Source organism: Desulfomonilia bacterium, from assembly GCA_036567785.1.
GTDB lineage: Bacteria > Desulfobacterota > Desulfomonilia > UBA1062 > UBA1062 > DATCTV01.
Genome location: DATCTV010000002.1, coordinates 87,191 through 108,920, shown reverse-complemented (window position 1 = coordinate 108,920; position 21,730 = coordinate 87,191). Strand labels below are relative to the sequence as shown.

The following is a 21,730-nucleotide window of genomic DNA, read 5'->3' as shown; positions in this document are numbered from 1 at the left end:
TTAGAATTCTCATCTTTGAGGAGTGGCTATGAACATGAAGAACTATTGCATTGCAGTTATCTTACTGCTGATACTTGCAGGCTGCAGTACCGACAACACAGACTCAGAGTCATCGGATGGTAAAACAAATACAGAAAACACTGCCGCAGCGAAGACCGTATATGATTTCGCCAATGGCTGCTATGCCCTGAGGTCGGCTGCAAACGGCAGTTTCATCCTGTCCACGTCAACCGGTTATGCGGCATCAGCTGAAAACCGGAGCAAGGCCTCCTCATTTTTCATGAAGCCGGCATATCTCGGCGTCTATATGCTTTATGATAAAGGGGCCAGATATCTGAGTATCGATGCGGACAAAAATGTAATAAGGACATCAACCCTTGATGATAATACCATGTGGGAATTCGTCTCTCTTGGTAATGACCGTTTTGCGTTCAGGCCTTATAAAGGAAACATGTGGCTTGCAGCCGACGCAAATGACGGCCGACTGTACCTCTCCGGCGTCAGGGGCCAGGCGTCTGAATTCACAATAGAGACTGCTGAAAAATGCACCCCGTTCCCTGAAGCGGACATCAGCACCGATGCTGTAGCGATGAAGCAACCCTCAAAAGAGAATCTAGTCGGTTTTGCCGATACGCATCTTCATCTGTGCGCCAACGAGGGCTTTGGCGGCAAGCTGGTAATCGGAAGGAATTTCAGTCCGCTCGGTGTGAGCAGGGCTCTGCCGGATTGTTCATACATACATGGGAAAAACGGAGCAAACGACCTCATCGGCAACCTGACCGAGGGGCGTCTCCGGCACGATACCAGTGGCTGGCCCGACTTCAAATACTGGCCCTACAACAACGCAATGACGCATCAGATGGTATACTACAGATGGCTAGAGCGTGCATACCTCGGCGGCTTGAGGCTGGCTGTTGTGCATTGTGTGAGCAACGAGCTTTTGTGCCGCATATACGGCAGTCTGCCCGGCTATGACTGCAACGACATGAACGCGGTTGACCGTCAGCTGAATGAGGTGAAGAGTCTTGAAAACTACATAGACGCCCAGTGCGGAGGTCCGGGCAAAGGCTGGTTCCGCATTGTTTATTCCCCCAAAGAGGCTCGGGATGTAATTGCCGACGGCAAGCTTGCCATCGTCCTGGGCATTGAGGTAGCAACCCTTTTCAACGCGGCAGACGAGAACAAAGTCGACCCGCAATATATTGCCGATCAGCTTCAGGTTTACCGCGACAAGGGTGTAAGGAGCATCTTCCCCATCCATATTTTCAACAATGCCTTCGGAGGGACCAATGTCTGGGTGCCGGTGATCCCGAATCTTGGAAACCGCCTGCTAAGAGGGTCATATTTCGAGTTCGAGGAATGCAGCGACCCTTCGTTTACCTATAAGGAACCTTCGTTCTCATATCCTGATAATCCTTTATTTAAAATGCTTGCGCCGCTAATCGGGTCGGTAGTGCCCTATTATCCGGCCGGAATGAGATCGTCAGACAACAAAAGAGGACTTACTGACATAGGTGAATTCTTCATCCGGGAGATGATAAAGAAGAAGATGATAATAGAAACAGACCACATGAGCCATAAGATGGCATTCAAAGCGCTCTCGATCTGCGAGGAGGAGCGTTACCCGGTAATAGCAAGCCACAGCTGGATAGACCCGCCTGACGGGAGCATAACCTGGCAGTATGCCACAAGAATATTCAATCTCGGAGGTATCGTATCCCTGATGCTTTACCAGGAGAAGCACGGAGGATGTGCGATATCGTCCGAGTCCTGGGCTCAATCATATAAGAATGCGGTGAGGGTGATGAGTCAGAGCCCGTATCCGGTTGCAATTCCATACGGCTCCGACGTGAACGGCATGTGCAAGCAGCCTGGTCCGCGTTTCGGTAGCCGGGCCTGTGACGGCAATCCGCCTGAGACGCCCGCCACCAATCCGCTTGTATATCCCTTCAAAAATCCTGTAGGCGGCACCGGTGAGTTCAATCAGCTGAAGGCCGGAAACCGCGTCTTTGACTTTAATACCGAGGGTATCGCCTGTTATGGCCTGATCCCGGATTTCGTGGCCGACCTCAAGAATCTCGGGCTCACGGATGAGGAACTTAAGCCGCTTTACCGTTCTGCCGAGGGATATATCGAGATGTGGGAGCGTGTGGAAAACCGCTGAAACACTAGAGGTGTGATGAAGCGTATCTCTGCGTCGATCATTTCTTTAATAAGCCTGTCAGCCTGTGGCAGGCTGCAGACGATACCCTACTGCTGTCCGGAGCAGACACCTGAAACATGGCGACTTATCCAGCCATGTACGGATATTTCCATCGGTTCGATGCATTTTGTCCTTGCAGTTCCCAGTTCTACATTCTTTATCTATTTTCTTGGAATTCTGACTGTTCTGACAGGATTTTATGCCCTTAAATTCAGGGAAAATGAAAAATCGCGGCTGTGGTGGGGAATTGGCCTCATCTTCTGGGGAGCAGGGGCGATCCTTGCAGGGACCAGCTATCAGGCCTTCAGCTATGAGATAAAGTGCGCCGGCAGAGCTGTCTGTGCCTGGACCAGCTGGTGGGAAGTGTACTACCTTATATTCACGGTCATCAGTATAAATGCAATCGTCAAGGGCGTTGCATTCTCCAGCGCCGAATGGGGCTTGCGACGGGCGCTTTCATGCTATGCTGCAGCAAATACAATCGTTTATCTAGCCATTGTCCTGACAGGGGCCTTTATCCCGAATAAGATGATGGTCTCATTCGAACTCATGGTTCTTTTCACAACCCCGAGTTTTATCGCTCTCTTTGTAATCAACACCAGGCGGTATATCAGAACGAGGGAGCGTCAGGAGCTGACGCTGATGATTGTCTGGTTCTCTCTTGGCATCATTAACATGGCCTATTTCGTCTATTTATTTTCAGGCCTGACAGAAAAACTCTGGAAACAGGGTATATGGTTCTGTGCAAATGACGTTCTGCACATAGGGCTAATAATATGGATGTTCTTCATTGCAGCCTGCATTGCTCGAAAGGTCAATGATTTGAAGGCAACGCCATTGTAATGTCTAAGGGGACTTTTACTTCCAGATGTATCAGAAAAGATCAAAGATATTCCTTGATCCTAAAGGATTTCAATTTCTGCAAACACCCCGAAATGATCTGAAATGTGCGAGCCGTCAAATGGTTCATTTGCGCAGAGTCTTGATTCATGCAGATGCGCAAGTCTGTTGACCATGATGTAGTCTATTTCACGCCTGAACGATCTTTCGTAGACGGCTCGGAGATGATCATAGAGGCTGTCATATTTTTTATCGAAATTATCAGGATAGTATTTTATGAGGTTGGTGTTCGTTTCAGGATCCCATGTGAAGCCCGGGCCGCCGGAAGCGGCCCCACTGAAGCCGTTCAGTCTCAGACATTCTATTTCGGGTCTGTCCGGCTCTGCGTTGAGGTCACCCATAAGGATTACGGGGTTGCCCAAAGAGACATATTTTTTAATGAACTTCAGTGTGTTCCTTGCCTCACGCATTTTGAAGCGGATGTCGCCGTATATCGTATTAATAACCCGGGTATATTCTTTTTCCGGATATGAAAATCTCTCTGCAAGGTTTTCTGCATTCTCCAATGCATCAATTCCGCCTAGAGTCGCATGCCAGTGTGTCGCACAGACATACACGATTTCTCCTTCCCAGGTTATCTTCCCGAGCAGCGCCTGAGTCAGGTCGCCCGTATGGATTGAATATGACGGCTTGACAATACCGGGACCTGCAAGCTTTATCTGTCCTGAGAATTCAAGTCCAAGTCCCTTTCTTGCAAGTATCACATCACCTTCTCTCAGATTGATCGGTATGCCGAACCTTCCAAGACGCAGACCTGATACACCCATATGCCATATGCAGTCGTATCCTGTGCGTGATGCAAGCTCTTCAGCATAGCGGGGCAGGGGATTGGCCTCGTTTACTGTGATTATATCGGGGGAAAGCCTTTTTATTTCCCTGATCAGACCTTCGAACCTTCTGGCAGTTTCTGTTGAGGGCTCATATGAACCCATCCTGAAAATGCCCTTGTAGTTGAGCCCTGACCATACGTTTATGGTCATGGCCTTTATCTGCGCCATGTCTTTTCCTTAGCCGTTCAGAAGATGGAAAGCCTTCCTGTTGTTTGCATATAGGCCCTTGAATACCTTGAAGTTCCTGTCGTAAACGGCCCGGTATCTGTCTTGAGGACTATATACGCTTTTAACTGGGATCATGCTTTTAGCCTCATCGAAACTCTTGAATATGTTTAGTCCGACAGCAGTCACGACAGCGGCTCCCAAAGCACCTGCATTCTGCGGCTCTTCTATGGTCTCGACAACCTTGCCGGTGACATCCGCCATGATCTGGCACCACACCTCTGATTTTGCTCCGCCGCCCGCGAACCTGATTACATCCTGCTTCGGGACCCTCTTTTCAACAGCTTCCAGCGACCACCGCTTGTGCATGGCGTCGCCTTCGAGCACGGAGCGCACCATCATGCGCTTGCCGGTCTCCAGGCCGAGATTGAAAAACATGGCCCTTGCATGAGGGTCTTCCCTGGGTGCCCGGTTGCCGTGGAACCATGGGGTGAATATGACTCCACCGGAGCCTGGTTCGGTTTCGCTGATGACTTTGTTGAGGAAGTCGTACAGGCTTTCATACTCGCTTTCCTTCTCGCACACGTGCTGTTTTTCGAGATATATTCCGATCTCGTCTAACGCGAGATGGTCCTTCACCCATTTGAGGCAGAGTCCGGACGTTTCCTGCTCGGCCGTATAGTTATATTTGCCAGGAATTGCACCGAGAATTGATGCCACGAAAGCCCCTACATCAACCATGCGCTTATCTACACACGAACTTACCCATCCTGACGTGCCCACGTAAACGTGAGTATCGTTCGTAGCTAGGCAACCTGCGCCCAGAGCAATCAGTGATACGTCTCCGCCCCCGCCGAACACTGGCGTTCCGGCCTTCAGTCCCATTTCCAAGGCCGCCTTTTCTGTAATGCCGCCAACCTTGTCTGTTGAATCGACCACGGGCGGCAGATGATCCATGTTCACACCTATCCTTTTGCAGAGTCCTTCATGCCATGAAAGCTTTCCAGGCCTTGTGTCATAAAGGAAGGTCACGTTGGCCGAGTCTCTAGTCATTGCAAAGTTTCCTGTACAGCGCATGAGCAGGTAGTCTTTTACGTCGAGCCATTTGTGCGTCGAGGCGAATATTTCCGGTTCGTTGTCCCTGACCCAGAGGTATTTCCAGATCGGGTCCTTGGCTGTTGCCGCTGCCCCGCCGGTCAGCCTGAGCCAGTTCAGGAGTGTAAAGGCGTTCACCCCGCTTATCTTGATGAGTCCGCCGCCGACCGTTTCCTCCATCTGTTTCTTGGCCCGGGCATCCATATAGCCCATGGGGTTTCTAAGCGCGTTTCCTGCGCGATCCACCATGACAGAGCCCTGCATCTGACAGCAGAATGAGATACCTGAAATATCTCCAGGTGCGATTTTCGTGCATGCCAGGACTTCTTTCGTTCCTGAACATACTGCTTTCCACCAGTCGTCGGCCACCTGTTCGGCACCGCCGTCCGGCATTAGATAGAGCGGATACTCTGCAAGGGAAGAATCCACCATTTCGATCTTGTCCGCTATCCTGTAAATGCAGGTTTTACAGGCAGTAGTCCCGATATCATACGAAATCACATACATAAATCATACCTCCTGGGAATATACTCCCCGGTCCTTTAATTTGTATTAAACCGTGAAGCAGTTGTTTTTTTAGCTAAATTTTTATCACCTGTCCTGCATTTATATTTCCGTCCGCTTTACCTCCGGAGACGACCCTGACACCGTTGATAAAGACCGAATCTATACCCGTAGGCGCTGCGTTTGTTATCTTCTTCGTGTTGTTGTCCTTGATTCTGGCGTAGTCGAACACGGTAACGTCCGCAGACATTCCTTTTTTAATATAGCCTCTGTTCTTGATCTGGTATCGGTCGGCCACAGCTCCGGTCATCTTTTTTACGACTTCTTCAAGGCTTGCAAGCTTCTTGTCGCGAGAAAGCTGCAATGTAAGGGGATTGTTTCCGTATGCAGCCGGGTTCTGCACTCCCTGGAGTGTTGGAACTGCATCTGTCATGAAAAGTGAATCCGGGTGCTTGATCAGGGCATCCACTATCTCGTCATTGCTGTAGTTGTGGTTTAAAACGCGGGCCTTTCCGCCGCTTTTCTTTGCGATCTCCACGAGGCATTCAAAATTGCTTGTTTTCATCTCCCTGGCGATCTCGGATATGAACATGCCGTTATATTTGTTCAGTTCAGGAGTCTTTGAGTCAGTTATCTGAATGTCTTCATAGCCGAATCCCAGCAGATTGAAAATCATGACCGCTTCGAAATGGAGTTTGCGCAGAGCTGCCTTGTCATCATAGACAGCGGGCGCCTTGGCAAGGAACCACGACGGCAGGAATACGTTTATAATCGAAGTGCCGCAGTGATAGGCATAGGTATCGAACTTTACGTCGATGCCCTGTTTTCTGGCATCTTCTATCATCTTGAGGGCTTTGGGATATGTCTTGTAAGTGCGCGTACCTACAAATATGAGGTGAGATGCCTGAAGTCTGACCCCTGTTTTTTTCGCCAGATCGAGCATGTCCTGCAACGCAAGAAGATTATGCGGTGTGCCGAACAGCTTGACCGGGTAGGAATTGGATATGGAAGAGTATGCCTTCATGTGAACGGCAAGTATCTTGTCCTTTTTCTTAACGAGCCTTGCTACCTGATCGAGTTCATCACTTGATGCAAAAATACCCGGCTCATACTGAAGTCCCAGAGAGACGCCTGCAGCCCCCTGATCCATTGCTTCCTCAAGCAAGCCGAGCATTTCCTTCATTTCCTCAGGCTTCATCGGGGAGGCGTCGAATCCCCGGATGGACGCTCTGGTAAAGCCATGGCCGCCCAGATTGACCAGGTTGTGTGACAACCCGATGTTTTGAATATATGAAAAGTACTCGTCCATGCTCGACCATGTCACGTCGTAAAGGCCGCTGGTCCTAATCGATAGGATATCTTGATATTTCGAGTTTTTCTCGAAACCCGCCGAATTGTATCCGCACTGGCCGGCCACGAAAGTCGTGATGCCCTGCTCCGTAAACGGAGTTTTTAATTCGGAATGACCCTTTATGGGCATATACCAGTCCATATGCGAATGAGCGTCAATGAATCCCGGCGATATGACAAGCCCTGTGCAATCGTAAACGCTGGCATCCTCCGGTATGGCATCGGGATTGATTGCGGATATGAAGCCTTTGTCCATTAGGACCGAACCCGTGAATGCAGGCTTGCCGCTTCCGTCGACAATGAGGCCGTTCTTCAGGAGTATTTTTCCGGTATCGGCATTGACTGTACTCCTGCCTTTCAGCAGCCCTGCTGCTGGCTCGAGAACAGGCAGCATTATCAGACCCGCCCCGGCTATGCCTGCCCTGCTGAGAAAATCGCGTCTTGAAATGCCTTTCTGATTGCCTGATTTATTCTTCTTCATATGAACAGCACCTCCTGAAGTAAGATGTACCCTTACTTAACTTCTACTATATCCTTGAGCACGTTTTCAAAGTGTTCGAGGGCATTATCGATGACGTCATCCGTGTCTGCCATGGAGGTATACAGCCTGCTGCCGGCGAGCGAGATAATGCCTTCTGCGGAAAACGCCGCGCCAAACTCTTCCATTATATGCTTCCGGTCGTTTACTTCGGTGAATATCTTTGGATTTGTAATTTCCATCAGCATTGCGGCCGATGTCTCGAGATGGCAAATCGAGCCGTGGTTGAAAGCGATGAAGGGAAGATTATGGCGTTTTATTATGTCATTGAGGCCATCTGTGAGCCTGTCGCCAGCCTTGCCAGCCTTGACTGCTGCATCATGTTCTTTCATCATGCTGATTGCATAGTATCCTGCCGCACAGCTTAAGGGGTTTGCCGAGAGCGTGCCGCCGACCATTGCACGTTTTTTAAGACCCTGGAGCCCTGCTGCAAAGCATTCCATGATTTCACGTCTTCCGCCAACACCGCCGGCAGCCGGGTAGCCGCCTGCAACGCACTTGCCGAATATGGTGAGATCGGGCTTGATGCCGAAGAATCCTTGTGCACCGCCCATGCCGAGCCTGAATCCAGTGACCACTTCGTCGAATATGAGGAGGGCGCCGAATTCGTCGCATAGTTCGCGGGCCTGTCTGTTGAATTCATAAATGACCGGTCTTGTACCGCTTTCCGGACCCAGAGGTTCGAGTATTACCGCCGCGGTTCCGCCTGCGGTCTCATTGTTTTTAAGTAACGTATAGAGTGCTTCAATATCGTTTGGATAGAACTCCTGTGTGTCCTGATATGCGCCTGCAGGGATGCCGTGCGCATCGAGGCTTCCGAGTCCAGGGATCCGCATGCCGAAGACCATCTGATCGCTCCAGCCATGGTAGCCTCCGCCATTTTTAATGACCTTGGTTTTTCCTGTGAATGTTCTTGCCGCACGTATGGCTGCCATAACGCTTTCCGTACCGGTGGCAAGCATTCTGAACATCTCAATTGAAGGCATGGATTCGCTGATAAGCTTTGCCAGTTTGTATTCGTATTCATGGAAAAGGCCTGTTACAGGTCCTGATTCCCTGATAAGTTCGATTACTTTTTCCTGCAGTGGCTCGAAATTGCTCCCGAGTACCGTGGGACCGCCTGCCTGGAGAAAGTCTGTATAGCGGTTGCCGTCTGCATCCCAGAGATAGGCACCGTTCGCTTTTGTAATGGCGAGAGGGAAGGGATAGTTGAATGCGAGATTGTGCTGAACCCCGCCCGGTATGAACTTTTTTGCCTCGTCGGTCATAGCCTTGGATCTTGAGCATTTTTCATCGAAGAATTTCATGTAGCTATCCATTTTGTCGCGCCTGATATGATATAGAGGTTTTGAGTTTGCGAGTTCGTATAGCCTTGAGAGAATATCTCTGGTATCAGGCCATCTGGATATTGAATAGCCTTTCTTGATTTGTGCCTTATCACCGATATTTGTGTTTTTGTATTCGGACATATTTGCCTCCTGGATAAAAGTTTTCGTTACGGTGAATATTTATTCACCGTATATACAACCAGTCGGAAATATCTTCAAGCGTGATTTTAAAGTGTGAAAATAGACTGTACTGTTTGATTGATTAAACCTCTGAATTATGCGAATGCTTTCAAAATGATGAGAACAAATATTCTTACGGCTATCATTATAATCACGCTTGCAACCGGGTGCAGCAGCATTAAAATGAAAAATGACGGGGGGATGCTCAAAGTCGATGCAGGAGAGGATAAAACCGCTTATGTTGGCGATACAATAGATTTTGACGGCACCTGCTCTGTAAAGGGTGGACTATTTCAACGGGAAGCATACTGGGATTTCGGCGATGGAACCGGTGAAGATGGAATCACGGCAACACATGTTTATACTGAACCAGGTGACTATACTGCGGAACTTACCGTAGAAATTGTCTATATTGTAACAATAAGCGCATCAGACGATCTTCATGTAAAAATTAATCCGTTGCCTGCCGAGGCCTTTCTGACGACAGGTTCACAATCATCTGAAGGTTCCTGCGAATATGCGGTTGCTAACCAGATGGCGGCTTTTCTTCCGGACGGAAGAATGGTCATCACGGGAACCGTGAATTCTGAATATCAATCCGAGATGACGGTTGCAGTAGAGACAATCAGGGGCATCCGCATATTGAAAAAGGTCACGAGTTTTATACCGAATGATAACGACTGCTACCCGAATGAGATTATAGCCGTTGATAATGATAACATTATAATAAGAACCGGAGATGCCAGTTATAATGTCTGTCTCAGCAGCGGTATCGTAAACGGATACCCCCATGCTTCTATTGAGAAAAATTAAGTAATTGAGGTTGACAAACTCTAATTGATTTATATTATAGTGATATAATTATATAATTTATTTTTTAAAAATCTGTATGAGGTCGATAAATTTGATTAGTGCTGATTTATTTGTATGCATGGGGCATCAGTCAGTCTGCCCATGCCTGGATGAGGGGGGTTATCAATGGTTTTTTCACAGATGATTGATTTTCTTGAACATATTTTTGACTGTAAACAGGCTGCATCCTTGGAGATTGCATGTCAAATAAGAGTGAGGAGGATACAATGAAGCGAAATGTAATTCTTGTGTTTCTGATTTCAGTTATGGTTGCTGGTGTCAGCGGATGTATTTTAAGCACCGATCCCAATCCTGCAACATCTGTAGCGTTGAAGGTGGGAGACTCCCAGACGTTCAAGGTTTCGGGAATGATGAACGGTCCCTATGCATGGTACAAAAATAACACAGTCATTCCGGGGGCTACCGGCACATCCTATACCTATACCGCTGTTGCTGAAGACAACGGTATGAACAAAATCAAGGTTGAGACAAAGGACCAGCTCAACCAAAAGACATTGGTCAAGGAATGGACCGTGAATGTCATCAACAACCTCCCGCCTGTTGCGAACGCAGGATCATCGCCGATAAATATTCATCCTTTTACCGGTTCTGATCTTGTGCAACTTGATGGAAGCTTGAGCAGTGACCCCGAAGGCCAGCCGCTCAACTATCTCTGGGAGATTGTAGCTAAACCAGCTGGTAGTTCCGCAACCCTTTCCAATCCCGGCATAGTGAATCCGACTTTTATAGCCGATGTCGAGGGTTCTTACACAGTCTCACTGTACGTAAGTGACGGAGTCAAGACCAGTGACCCGTCAATTGTTATTGTCAATGTTTACAACATAAACATCCCTCCGGTATCAAATGCGGGTCCTGATGCAAATGTGCTCTTTGGCAATGTCGTTCAGCTTGATGGAAGCTCCAGTTACGATCCTGAAGGCCATCCGCTGACTTATTACTGGGCTCTTGTTAATAAACCGGTTGGCAGTCAGGCAGTGCTTTCTGATCCAACAATTGTCAATCCGACCTTCATGCCCAACAAAAAGGGTGATTATCTGTTCAGTCTGGTTGTGAATGATGGTTCTTCAAGCAGCGGGCTCAGTTACGTTAAAATCACCGTTTACAATAATGCGCCTGTAGCAAACGCAGGCAGTGATGCAATCGTTGATTTCGGTTCAACTGCTTATCTTGATGGGAGCTTAAGTGGAGATCCTGATGGAACAACACTAAGCTATACATGGACGGTCAATTCAGCACCGGCCAGCAGCATTGCAACGATTACCAATTCCACATTAGTAAACCCGACCTTCACACCTGACAAACGTGGCGTATACATTTTGAAGCTGGTGGTAAGCGACGGCGACCTGAGCAGTGAGGATACAGTTCAGATTTCCACCACAAAACATGCGCCGGTAGCAAATGCAGGCAGTGATGTCATCGTAGCCTTCGGTGGTACAGTAATGCTCACCGGGGTTCTCAGTTCCGATCCTGATGGAGACTCACTTGCTTATGACTGGGCAATAACAAACAGACCCGGCGGCAGTATTGCAACACTTACTAATCCGACAGGTATGGAACCGACGTTCAAGCCTGACAAACAGGGGGTATACACGATAAGGCTTATCGTATTTGACGGTGAGTTCTACAGTGCACCGGATTTCATGACCATCACCACCACCAACCACAGGCCAATTGCGGAAGCCGGCAATGACACTTTCGGTTATGTCAATACCACGGTACATCTTAACGGAAACGCCAGTTATGATGTTGACGGCGACCCGCTTACCTATGCCTGGACGATCATATCCAGTCCTGCTGGCAGTGTTGCAACACTTTCAAACCCGGCCATCATAAATCCGACCTTGGTACCCGATAAAAAAGGCGATTATGTAATACAGCTGATCGTGTTTGACGGCCAGGATTACAGTCTTGCCGATACGGTAAAAGTTACCGTATCGAACCGTACACCGACAGCAGATGCGGGCGCTGACATCCCGGGCTGCCGTTACAACGTCACGCAGCAGCTCAACGGAAGCGCAAGCATGGATCCTGACGGCGACCCGCTGACCTATGTATGGTCGGTAACAAGCAGACCTTCCGGGAGTACGGCGGCGCTTTCCAATGCCAACATCGTGAACCCTACCTTCAAGCCAGACAAACCGGGAACATATATAATCCAGCTCATAGTGAACGACGGCACGGTAAACAGTGCTGCCGACACGGTAACCCTTACTACATTCCAGGAAACGATTGTTGAAAATTGGGATGATGGTGTGCTCGCACCTTGGAGCAAGGATAGCAGCGGAAGCTGGGGCACCATAAATGTCGATGATGAGGAGCCTTATTCCGGAAACTACAGCTTCTGGGCACAGGGTGCATGGGCCGGTGGAAACACGCTCATGCTTAGCAGGACATTCACCAACACCTATCTCATCCAGATAAGTTTCCAGTTCCGCGGCTATGCGGCAAATATGAGCGCCCTCAAAACGTCCCTTTACTTTAATAACAGCAAGTATGCGGATATTCGAGGAGACAGCGGAAACACATGGTATTTGAAAAGCTACACCCCAGATATGGCTATCACAAAGGTTGGATTCTATTTCGACAGCTTTTGGGGCACCGACGGAGTTTTTATTGACGACATCGTTTTCACTGTCTGGGATTAAAGCTTAATAAAAATGAGTGGGAAGGACTGTCAGTCCTTCCCTACATTTGCAATAGGGTTTGCAGTAAAGGCCAGCTATTAAGGCTTTTTATTATTTACGGAGGTTTAACATGCAGCGAATCATTAAGCTCCTTCCGGTCATGATACCGCTTCTTGTTCTTACAGGATGCATCTTATCATCCACCCCACCTGAGGGTCCCATATCTTTGACATGGGGCACAAGCCAGGATTTTAGTGTCAATGCCCGTGGCAAAATTCAGTGGTATATTGACGATATTGCCCAGCCTGGTGAAACGAACTCCAGCTACACATTTCAGATACATCCCAAGGGCGTTTATGTGGTCAAGGTAAAGGCCAAATTCAGCATATTCCCTGAGGCTGAGCGTTCATGGACCGTTACGGTAACCGACCCAATGGTAAAAGTCCCTCTAGCCTTGAACTGCGGCTATATCATGGCTGCAAACCTGGTATGCAACACGGAATTGAGCTGCAGCGGTACAGTCCCTGAAGGCCATGTGATCAGCCAGTCTCCGGCTGCAGGTACAATGGTAAAAGCAGGCGTAACAGTAACCCTGAGAATTTCGAGCGGGCCATGTACGGTAGAGATTCCGGTTCCGGAAGCCGAGACCTGTGAAGATATTGAGGCGGCAGGCCTTATATGCAGCCCGACCCTGTACACCGAGTGCAGCGAGGAGATTCCTCTTGGCCAGATAGTCAACCAGTACCCTGCAGCGGGTACAATGGTCTATCCCGGCACAACGGTTGCAGTGACCATGTCGAGCGGCTCATGCACGACAGAGATACCCGTGCCGGCGGCTACGAACTGTTCCGACCTCACAAACGCCGGACTTGTATGCAGCACTACCTCTGTGTGCAACAATACGGTACCGGCCGGTCATGTTGTAAGCCAGTCTCCTGCACCGGGCACGATGGTACTTGGCGGTTCTACAGTAGTGCTGAATATATCAAACGGCCCGTGTCCGGTGATAATTCCTGCAGCCACGTCCTGCGCTGAAATCGAGGCAGCCGGGTTGAGATGCCTTCAGACAACGGTGTGCAGCAATACAGTGCCCGAAAGTGGTGTAATAAGCTTGAGTCCGCCCGCTGGGACAGGCGTACAGCCGGGTTCCACGGTTAATCTGAAGATATCGAGCGGGGGTTGTACTCTTGCGGTTCCTAATGCAACGAGTTGTGCCCAGATTGAGGCTGCAGGTCTGGTATGCGAAACGAGCACAGTTTGTAATAATACAGTGCCCGCCAGCGGTGTTATAAGCCAGTCTCCGGCTGCAGGAACACTTGTAGATCCAGGTTCCACAGTGACACTGGTCATCTCCAGCGGCATATGTACGACACAACTTCCGCCGCCTCAGAATGTACAGGCCTCGGATGTTGTGCTGACCTCAGTCACGAATCCTCTCCTGAACCATAATTTTAACAACAAGATCAGGGTAACCTGGAATGCGGTTACGAATGCGACATCCTATGATATATACAGTTCCGACACCCCTGAAGGCACATACACTCTTGTGGGATCGGCCACAGCACCTGCCACATCATATGACGTCATGCAGACTGAAACACTCAACCTCCCGGTTTTGCCGTCACCACTCACAATTGCTGCCCTTGACGCTTATGAACTTGCAGCACGTCCTATACTGAGCGCCTTCAAGAATTACAGGTATTTTAAAGTCAAGGCCTGCAGTTCATCGCCAATGTTCACCAATAGCGAATTCAGCAACTATGACCAGGGTCGTATGGACTATACCCTGGAAGAATTCTTCACTGTCGCGAAACTGACAGCCGGGAATCCTTTGACAAGGGTCATGCTTCAGGACCCGAGCGTTGGTTTAGGAACCAATGAAACATACTATGATCCGTGCGGTGACGGGAATGTTCACTTTACAGTAACCCAGAGCGGACTGAGTGGTCTTCTCACAGTAACATTCACAAATTATATCGATTCTCAGAATTTCATCTACCCTCCCGGCACCATTGACTGCAACGGGACCAGGAGAATGATCATGAACGGCTCGGCCAGCGGTACAGTTTCCTTGAGCGGCAACGGCACATTAACAGGTTCGATTGCATTCACAGGTAATTTTGCTGGCAAGTTTACGAATATTTCGATTCCAATAGTGAACCAGGAACCTCAGACAGGTACAACTTCTGTAATATACAATGGTGAAACGCTCAACGGCCATGCTTTTGGTTTCTAGCAAGGTTATAAAGTCTATAATTAGCGGGAGACCTTTTTTGGGTCTCCCGCCAGCTTTCTTTCAGTTTATCTGCTGTGAGAAACATAAAACCTTTTTAAGACTGTAAATTAAAATATTGACATATACAAATTAAATCATTAATTAAATATCTATATATAATTAAGAAAACTATTTATATTCAGTTTTCATTTTCCTTTTTTTATATGGGGTCTATTTCCCAAGATTTTGTACTATATGACATCTTATTTATAGAGGTCATATGTTTATTGAATTTATGAGGATTCCAGGGGAAGAAAAATTCAGCCTGCCTCTCAATTTCCTTATTCAGGGTAAAAAAAATTCCGGATTTTCTGATCTGTTAACTACAGAACTCTACATACAACAAATACATTTCCAGGGGGGGTTATGAAAAGGAATGTAATATTTCTAGCTGTGGTATCTATTGTCACTTTGTGGTTGAGCAGCTGTATAATTTCCACTAGTCCTTCTACCACAACACCGGTTTCCATACATATAGGTGCATCACAGACCTTTTCCGTGAAAGGTTCAATGAACGGCCCTTATGAATGGTCCAAAAACAATGTAGTAATCCCCGGGATTACGGAGGCTTCCTACACCTATACCGCCCTGGAAGAAGATACCGGGATATTCATACTCAAGGTGCAGACAAAGGACAAGCTTACAGGCAATATCATTTCAAAGCAATGGAACGTGAATGTTATTGATAATATGCCGCCGGTTGCCGAAGCAGGCACGTATGCACCTGTTACACTGGGCAGCGTCGTAAACCTCAACGGCAGCGCCAGCTATGACCCTGAAGGCAAGCCCCTGACCTATACATGGTCTGTTCTTACCCGCCCTGCCGCCAGCACTGCCTCCATTGTAAACCCCTATACCGCAAGACCGACATTCACTCCTGACAAGGTCGGAGGATATACGATACAGCTTATAGTAAGCGATGGCGTAAAAACAGCAACTGATACCGCGACTGTCAGTGCATACATCCTCAATTATCCGCCCACTGCCGATGCAGGCCCTGACCAGACTGTTCACATCTTCAGAACTGTGACGTTTAACGGCTCGGGGAGCACGGACCCTGAAAATCAGGCGCTTTCATATGCCTGGACGATAGAATCAAAACCATCGGGCAGCGCGGCGTGGATCGCCAATCCAACAACCGTATCGCCCACATTCGTTCCTGACAAGACAGGTACCTATGTGATTGGACTTATAGTTAGTGATGGAGAACTTTCGAGCGGCAAGGACACTCTTACTGTCATGGTGACCAACAATGCCCCGATTGCCAATGCCGGCCTCGATGTGACAATCCTACAGGGCGAAACTACAAGGCTCAACGGAGGTGCAAGCTCTGACCCGGACGGAGACGCCCTGTCGTACTCCTGGGTACGTACTACAGCTCCTGCAGGAAGTATGGCTGTACTCTCTGATCCTTATAGCCCGGCGCCAACTTTTACCCCTGATAAAAAGGGTGCCTATGTGTTCACGCTGACCGTGAGCGATGGCGATCTCTCGGCCAATGCTTCGGTGATTGTGACATCATCGAACAATGTACCGGTGGCCAATGCCGGGGCTGATGTCACGATCGAATTCGGGCAGTCCGCTCATCTAGATGGCAGCGCCAGTTCGGACCCTGACGGCGACCCCCTGACATATGCATGGACAATAAAGTCAGGTCCTGACACAAGCATGGGACAGCTCTCGAGTTCATCTGCCGCAAGACCCGTATTCACCCCCAGCAGGAAGGGTATCTACACTCTGAGCCTGGTGGTTACTGATAACGAACTCCTGTCAAGCGCGCCTGATGATGTGGTAGTCACGACTACAAACCATGCCCCTGTTGCCGAGGCTGGTGACGACATCAACCTGATCTTCTTCCGCACAGCTCATCTGAACGGCAGCGGGACAGACGCTGACAGCGACCCGCTGACATACAAGTGGACGATCATCTCATGTCCGGGAGGCAGCAGCGCAGCGCTTTCCAGCACCACAATAGCCAACCCGACATTCACGCCGGACGTAAAGGGCACTTATGTTATCGGGCTTACCGTAAACGACGGCGAGACTGACAGCATGCAGGATACAATGACGATCAATGTTTACAATAATGCACCGACAGCTGAGGCCGGACCTGACTACAGCTTCACATTCGGCTCCGGCGAGACGGTCCATCTTGACGGCAGTGCCAGCTCAGACCCGGATGAAGGCACCACGCTAAGCTATCACTGGACGGTAACAAGTGCACCTTACGGCAGCACAGCGGCGCTTCTCCCGGACGCAAACGTGGTAAATCCGTCGATAAAACCCGATCTGCCCGGTATATATGTGATCAGTCTTGTAGCCTCAGACGGCGACCTTTACAGTGCCCCTGACAGCCTTACAATAACCGCAATCAACAATGCCCCTACGGCAGAGGCCGGCCCTGACCAGTCCATCAGCTTCCCCGGAATAACGGCAAACTTCAACGGAGACGCCAGCCATGCACCTTCAGGTCTGCCGCTTTCCTATGCGTGGACGATAGTAACGGCACCTTCCGGCAGCCATGCCTCACTTACCAACCCGAATAGTGTAAATCCAAGCCTGACCCCTGACAAGGAAGGGCAGTATGTTATTACACTTGTCGTGTTCGACGGGTACGATTACAGCACTCCCGATGCCGTCACCGTGACGGTGGGAGATGCCCCAATGGCAATAGCCGGAGCGGACCAGGAACTCGGCTTCCCCGGAAAGACTGCAAACCTCGATGGAAGCGCCAGCTTCGACCCCAATGGCTCCCTGATCGTTTCATACTTCTGGAATGTCGATTCAGCCCCTGCCGGGAGTACTGCCCTCATATCCAACCCGACGCTGATGAATCCTACCTTCTCTCCCGACAAGGTAGGTGTATATGTAATCAGCCTCGTGGTATCCGACGGGGCCTTCAGCAGCGCTGCGGACACCCTCACGATCACGGTCATAAACCACTTCCCGATTGCGGATGCAGGACCTGACATGAGCGTAATCTTCGGCTACGGGGCGGCTGCCACACTCAACGGCAGCGCAAGCTCGGATCCCGACGGCTCCAGCCTGACATACTCATGGGTGATATTGACCGCTCCGCCCCAAAGCGTCATAGACCTTACCAATCCCGGCACGGTCAACCCGTCATTCGTACCTGATAAGAAGGGAGACTATACCATCAGTCTGACCGTGAACGACGGATACCTGAACAGTACCCCTGATACGGTAAAGGTGACTGCATATAATGATCCGCCCACAGCAAACGCCGGTCCTGACCAGAATGTCTCCTTCAACCAGACTGTGCATCTGAACGGCAGCGGGAGCACCGACCCTGAGGGCCATACCCTGACCTATGCGTGGACTATGATTTCCACTCCGTCAGGAAGCTCTGCGGCACTTGCAGGTGCAGACACCATAGCCCCGACCTTTGTTGCTGATAAGTCCGGCGCCTATGTTATCAGCCTGGTGGTTTCCGACGGTGTCAACACGAGTTCTTCTGACACGGTCACAATTACTGCATCTAACCATGCCCCGACGGCCAATGCGGGAAGCGACATCAGCCTTGTTTACGGCTATGGCGATGTGGCTCATCTTGACGGAAGCGGCAGCTCAGACCAGGATCCGGACACGACGCTCACCTATGCTTGGACAATTACATCGCGCCCGGCAGGCAGCACTGCGGCACTATCCAACTCAACAATAGTCAACCCCACATTCCTGCCCGACAAGGAAGGTTCATACACGGTAAGCCTAGTCGTATCCGACGGCGAACTGTTCAGCTCACCGGACACCGTTATCATAAATGCGACAAACCAGGCACCGCATGCCGAGGCCGGCGACAATCAGACCGCAGCATGGAATACTCTCGTAACGCTGAACGGCGGTGGAAGCTATGATCCCGAGCTGCACGCACTGACCTATTCATGGGCCTTCACATCAAGGCCGACCAACAGCAATGCAACGCTTACGGGTGCCACGACCGTCAGCCCCAGCTTCACACCTGACAAGACGGGTGTGTACATAATCACACTTACAGTATCAGACGGCGTCAACACAGCATCTGACAGCGTCACCGTAACTGTTCCTAACAATACGCCTATTGCGGATGCGGGTACCGACCAGAACATCTTCTTCGGCACGGGCCTGACCGCAACGCTTGATGGAAGCGCAAGCCACGATCCTGAGAACGACCCGCTGACCTATCACTGGACTATTGTCAGCGCTCCGGTTGGCAGCAGCGCCTCGCTCTCTGACCCCAATGCGGAGAAGCCGATGCTGACTCCAGACATGAAGGGCACCTACCTGATCAGCCTTGTCGTTTCCGACGGCGTCAACGTGAGCGCAGCTGATTCAGTGACGATCACAGCCTATAACGTAGCGCCGACAGTTGAGGCGGGCAATAACCAGACGGCTCAATGGAACACACTGGTGACATTGATCGGGAGTGCGTCCGATCCTGAATCACAGCCGATGACATACTCCTGGGTGTTTACTTCAAGGCCGACAGGCAGCAATGCAACTCTATCTAATGCTGCAAGCCTGACTCCGAGCTTCACACCAGATAAGACTGGTGATTACGTGGTTACCCTGACCGTATCCGACGGTGTCAACAGCGTAACCGACAATGTTACTGTGACAGTTCCCAATGAGGCGCCGACCGCCGAGGCAGGTCCCGACCAGAACCTTTTCTTCGACGGGCTCGGCGCAACAGCTACCCTTGACGGCAGCGGAAGCCACGACCCTGAGAACGACAACCTTACATATTCGTGGACGATTGTATCGTCACCTTCCGGAAGCAGCGCCATCATTGCTAATCCTACATCGGTCACGCCTACGCTCACTCCGGACAAGGTTGGTGATTACCTGATCAGTCTGGTCGTATCAGACGGGCTGCATCTCAGCACTGCAGATTATGTAACGATAACGGCCTACAATGTCGCGCCGACGGTCAATGCCGGAAACGATCAGACAGTCTACAAGGACCAGACAACAACACTCACCGGCAGCGCAACCGACCCGGAGAACCAGACACTTACGCCGACATGGACAGTGACAGTCCGACCGTCAGGCAGCACTGCGCAGCCAGTGAGCCCGAACAGCTTCAGCACCAGCTTCACACCTGACAGGAAGGGTTCGTTCACGCTTCAGCTGAGCGTAACAGACGGCGTCAACACCGTGACCGACACCATGATCATTACCGTACCCAACCGCGCACCGACTGCCGAGGCCGGCCCTGACGTGAACCCGCTCTACAAGGGCCAGGCAACCACTCTGGCCGGCAGCGGAAGCGATGCTGACGGAGACACCCTGACTTATGCATGGTCTGTCTCTTCCGGACCCAACACAAGCGCCAGCCAGTTCTCCAATCCCAGCATTGCGGGTCCGACCTTTACACCGAACAGCAAGGGTGTTTATGTACTGCAGCTGACAGTTGGTGACGGCACGGCGAATGCTACCGACACTCTGACAGTGACCGTACCTAACCGCGCACCGACTGCCGAGGCCGGCCCTGACGTGAATCCGCTCTATAAGGGCCAGGCAACTACTCTGGCCGGCAGCGGAAGCGATGCTGACGGAGACACCCTGACTTATTCATGGTCTGTCTCTTCCGGACCCAACACAAGCGCCAGCCAATTCTCCAATCCCAGCATTGCGGGCCCGACCTTTACACCGAACAGCAAAGGCGTTTATGTGCTGCAGCTGGCAGTAAGCGACGGCACGGCGAATGCTACAGACACTCTGACCGTGACCGTTCCCAACCGTGCACCGACGGCCGAGGCTGGCAACGACCAATCGACTTACAAGGGCCAGGCAACCACTCTGGCCGGCAGCGGAAGCGATGCTGACGGAGACACCCTGACTTATACATGGTCTGTCTCTTCCGGTCCGAACCTGAGTAGCGCCCAGTTCTCCAACCCCAATATACCCGGACCGACCTTCACACCAACCAGCAAGGGTACGTATGTCCTGCAATTGAACGTGAGCGACGGCACAGCAAGTGGCACAGACACCATGACCTTGAGTGTGCCAAATCGGGCGCCGACCGCAAATGCAGGGGCAGACCAAACCGCTGTCAAATACGCCAACCGGACTGTGCAAATCAGCGGTAGCGGGAGCTCAGACCTGGATGGCGATACTTTGACATATTCATGGTCGGTAACTTCAAGACCCACAGGTAGCTCAGCTACACTATCCAGCACCACGATTGTGAACCCGACCATCACGCTTGACCTGCCAGGTTCATATACCATCCAGCTTATTGTGGATGACGGCACAGTGAGCAGTGCTGCCGACACGATAATCCTCACCACGTCCCAGGCCACATACACAACAAGTTGGGAGGCTCCTTCCAATTTGGACAGCGGTGGCAACGCATGGACTTTGTATACCAGTTCGAACATGGGCACATGCGCAGTTGATACTGCCCAAAAACGCTCGGGGTCATATGGTTATCATATAGAGGACTGCAATAATACCCTTGGCAATTGCGGTTCAGGCTATAGCTCCATGACCAATTATACTGGCAAATTCGTAATATCGGTAAGCGCCTGGTTCTATACTCCTACTTCACAAAAGTTTCCGGCTGACCTGGCGGGTATCTTCGAGGGTACTACCGAACGTGTCCATTATCCAGGTAAAAACTCTTGGACACAGTACACATGGGCTCCCAACCGGGTAGTCACGAATATCAATCTCAGGATGAACGGCACAGGCGGAGCAACCTGGATATCCCATGCTATGTACTCCGACGATATCTCCGTCACAATATGGGATTAAATGTAGTTGGAAAAAACATAGGGGAAGGCGTGAGCCTTCCCCTGAAGATTTGATGAGAGGAAGCTTTGATAAAAGTTGGGCAAACAAAAATTTCAGACGCTTTAAAAAT

General features: G+C 50.3%; 10 protein-coding genes. 6 read left to right on the top strand and 4 right to left on the bottom strand.

Annotation, left to right across the window (positions count from 1 at the left end; translation table 11 throughout):
* Positions 1-28: 28 nt before the first annotated feature.
* Both VIS94_00435 and VIS94_00430 read left to right on the top strand, forming a co-directional pair.
* Positions 29-2,164 carry a membrane dipeptidase gene (locus VIS94_00435; GenBank protein ID HEY9159540.1) on the top strand — a complete coding sequence of 712 codons (2,136 nt, stop codon included), beginning with the start codon at positions 29-31 and terminating at the stop codon, positions 2,162-2,164.
* A 15-nt stretch (positions 2,165-2,179) separates the two neighbouring features.
* Positions 2,180-3,046, top strand: a complete 867-nt coding sequence (locus VIS94_00430; protein ID HEY9159539.1) for a hypothetical protein — start codon at positions 2,180-2,182, stop codon at positions 3,044-3,046.
* A 59-nt stretch (positions 3,047-3,105) separates the two neighbouring features.
* Here VIS94_00430 and VIS94_00425 read toward each other — a convergent pair whose 3' ends face one another.
* The 4 genes from VIS94_00425 to VIS94_00410 all read right to left on the bottom strand — a co-directional run bounded on the left by VIS94_00425 (position 3,106) and on the right by VIS94_00410 (position 9,054).
* Entirely contained in the window at positions 3,106-4,101 is a 996-nt protein-coding gene (locus VIS94_00425) for an endonuclease/exonuclease/phosphatase family protein (GenBank protein HEY9159538.1), read from the bottom strand.
* Between the two features lie 9 nt (positions 4,102-4,110).
* A complete protein-coding gene (locus VIS94_00420) occupies positions 4,111-5,700 on the bottom strand; it encodes an FGGY-family carbohydrate kinase (GenBank protein ID HEY9159537.1) in 1,590 nt (529 codons plus the stop codon).
* Between the two features lie 73 nt (positions 5,701-5,773).
* The gene (locus tag VIS94_00415) at positions 5,774-7,528 is read right to left on the bottom strand and encodes a twin-arginine translocation signal domain-containing protein (GenBank protein HEY9159536.1); all 1,755 of its coding nucleotides are present in this window, start codon (positions 7,526-7,528) and stop codon (positions 5,774-5,776) included.
* A gap of 32 nt (positions 7,529-7,560) precedes the next feature.
* Positions 7,561-9,054, bottom strand: a complete 1,494-nt coding sequence (locus VIS94_00410) for an aminotransferase class III-fold pyridoxal phosphate-dependent enzyme (GenBank protein HEY9159535.1) — start codon at positions 9,052-9,054, stop codon at positions 7,561-7,563.
* Between the two features lie 153 nt (positions 9,055-9,207).
* Between VIS94_00410 and VIS94_00405 the strand changes: the two genes are divergently transcribed.
* From VIS94_00405 to VIS94_00390, 4 genes are all read left to right on the top strand, one after another.
* Positions 9,208-9,906 carry a PKD domain-containing protein gene (locus VIS94_00405; protein ID HEY9159534.1) on the top strand — a complete coding sequence of 233 codons (699 nt, stop codon included), beginning with the start codon at positions 9,208-9,210 and terminating at the stop codon, positions 9,904-9,906.
* A 266-nt stretch (positions 9,907-10,172) separates the two neighbouring features.
* Positions 10,173-12,611: a PKD domain-containing protein gene (locus VIS94_00400; GenBank protein ID HEY9159533.1), complete on the top strand. Its 2,439-nt coding sequence runs from the start codon at positions 10,173-10,175 to the stop codon at positions 12,609-12,611.
* A 109-nt stretch (positions 12,612-12,720) separates the two neighbouring features.
* A complete protein-coding gene (locus tag VIS94_00395; protein HEY9159532.1) occupies positions 12,721-14,826 on the top strand; it encodes a PASTA domain-containing protein in 2,106 nt (701 codons plus the stop codon).
* A 405-nt stretch (positions 14,827-15,231) separates the two neighbouring features.
* Positions 15,232-21,621: a PKD domain-containing protein gene (locus VIS94_00390; protein ID HEY9159531.1), complete on the top strand. Its 6,390-nt coding sequence runs from the start codon at positions 15,232-15,234 to the stop codon at positions 21,619-21,621.
* Positions 21,622-21,730 lie beyond the last annotated feature (109 nt).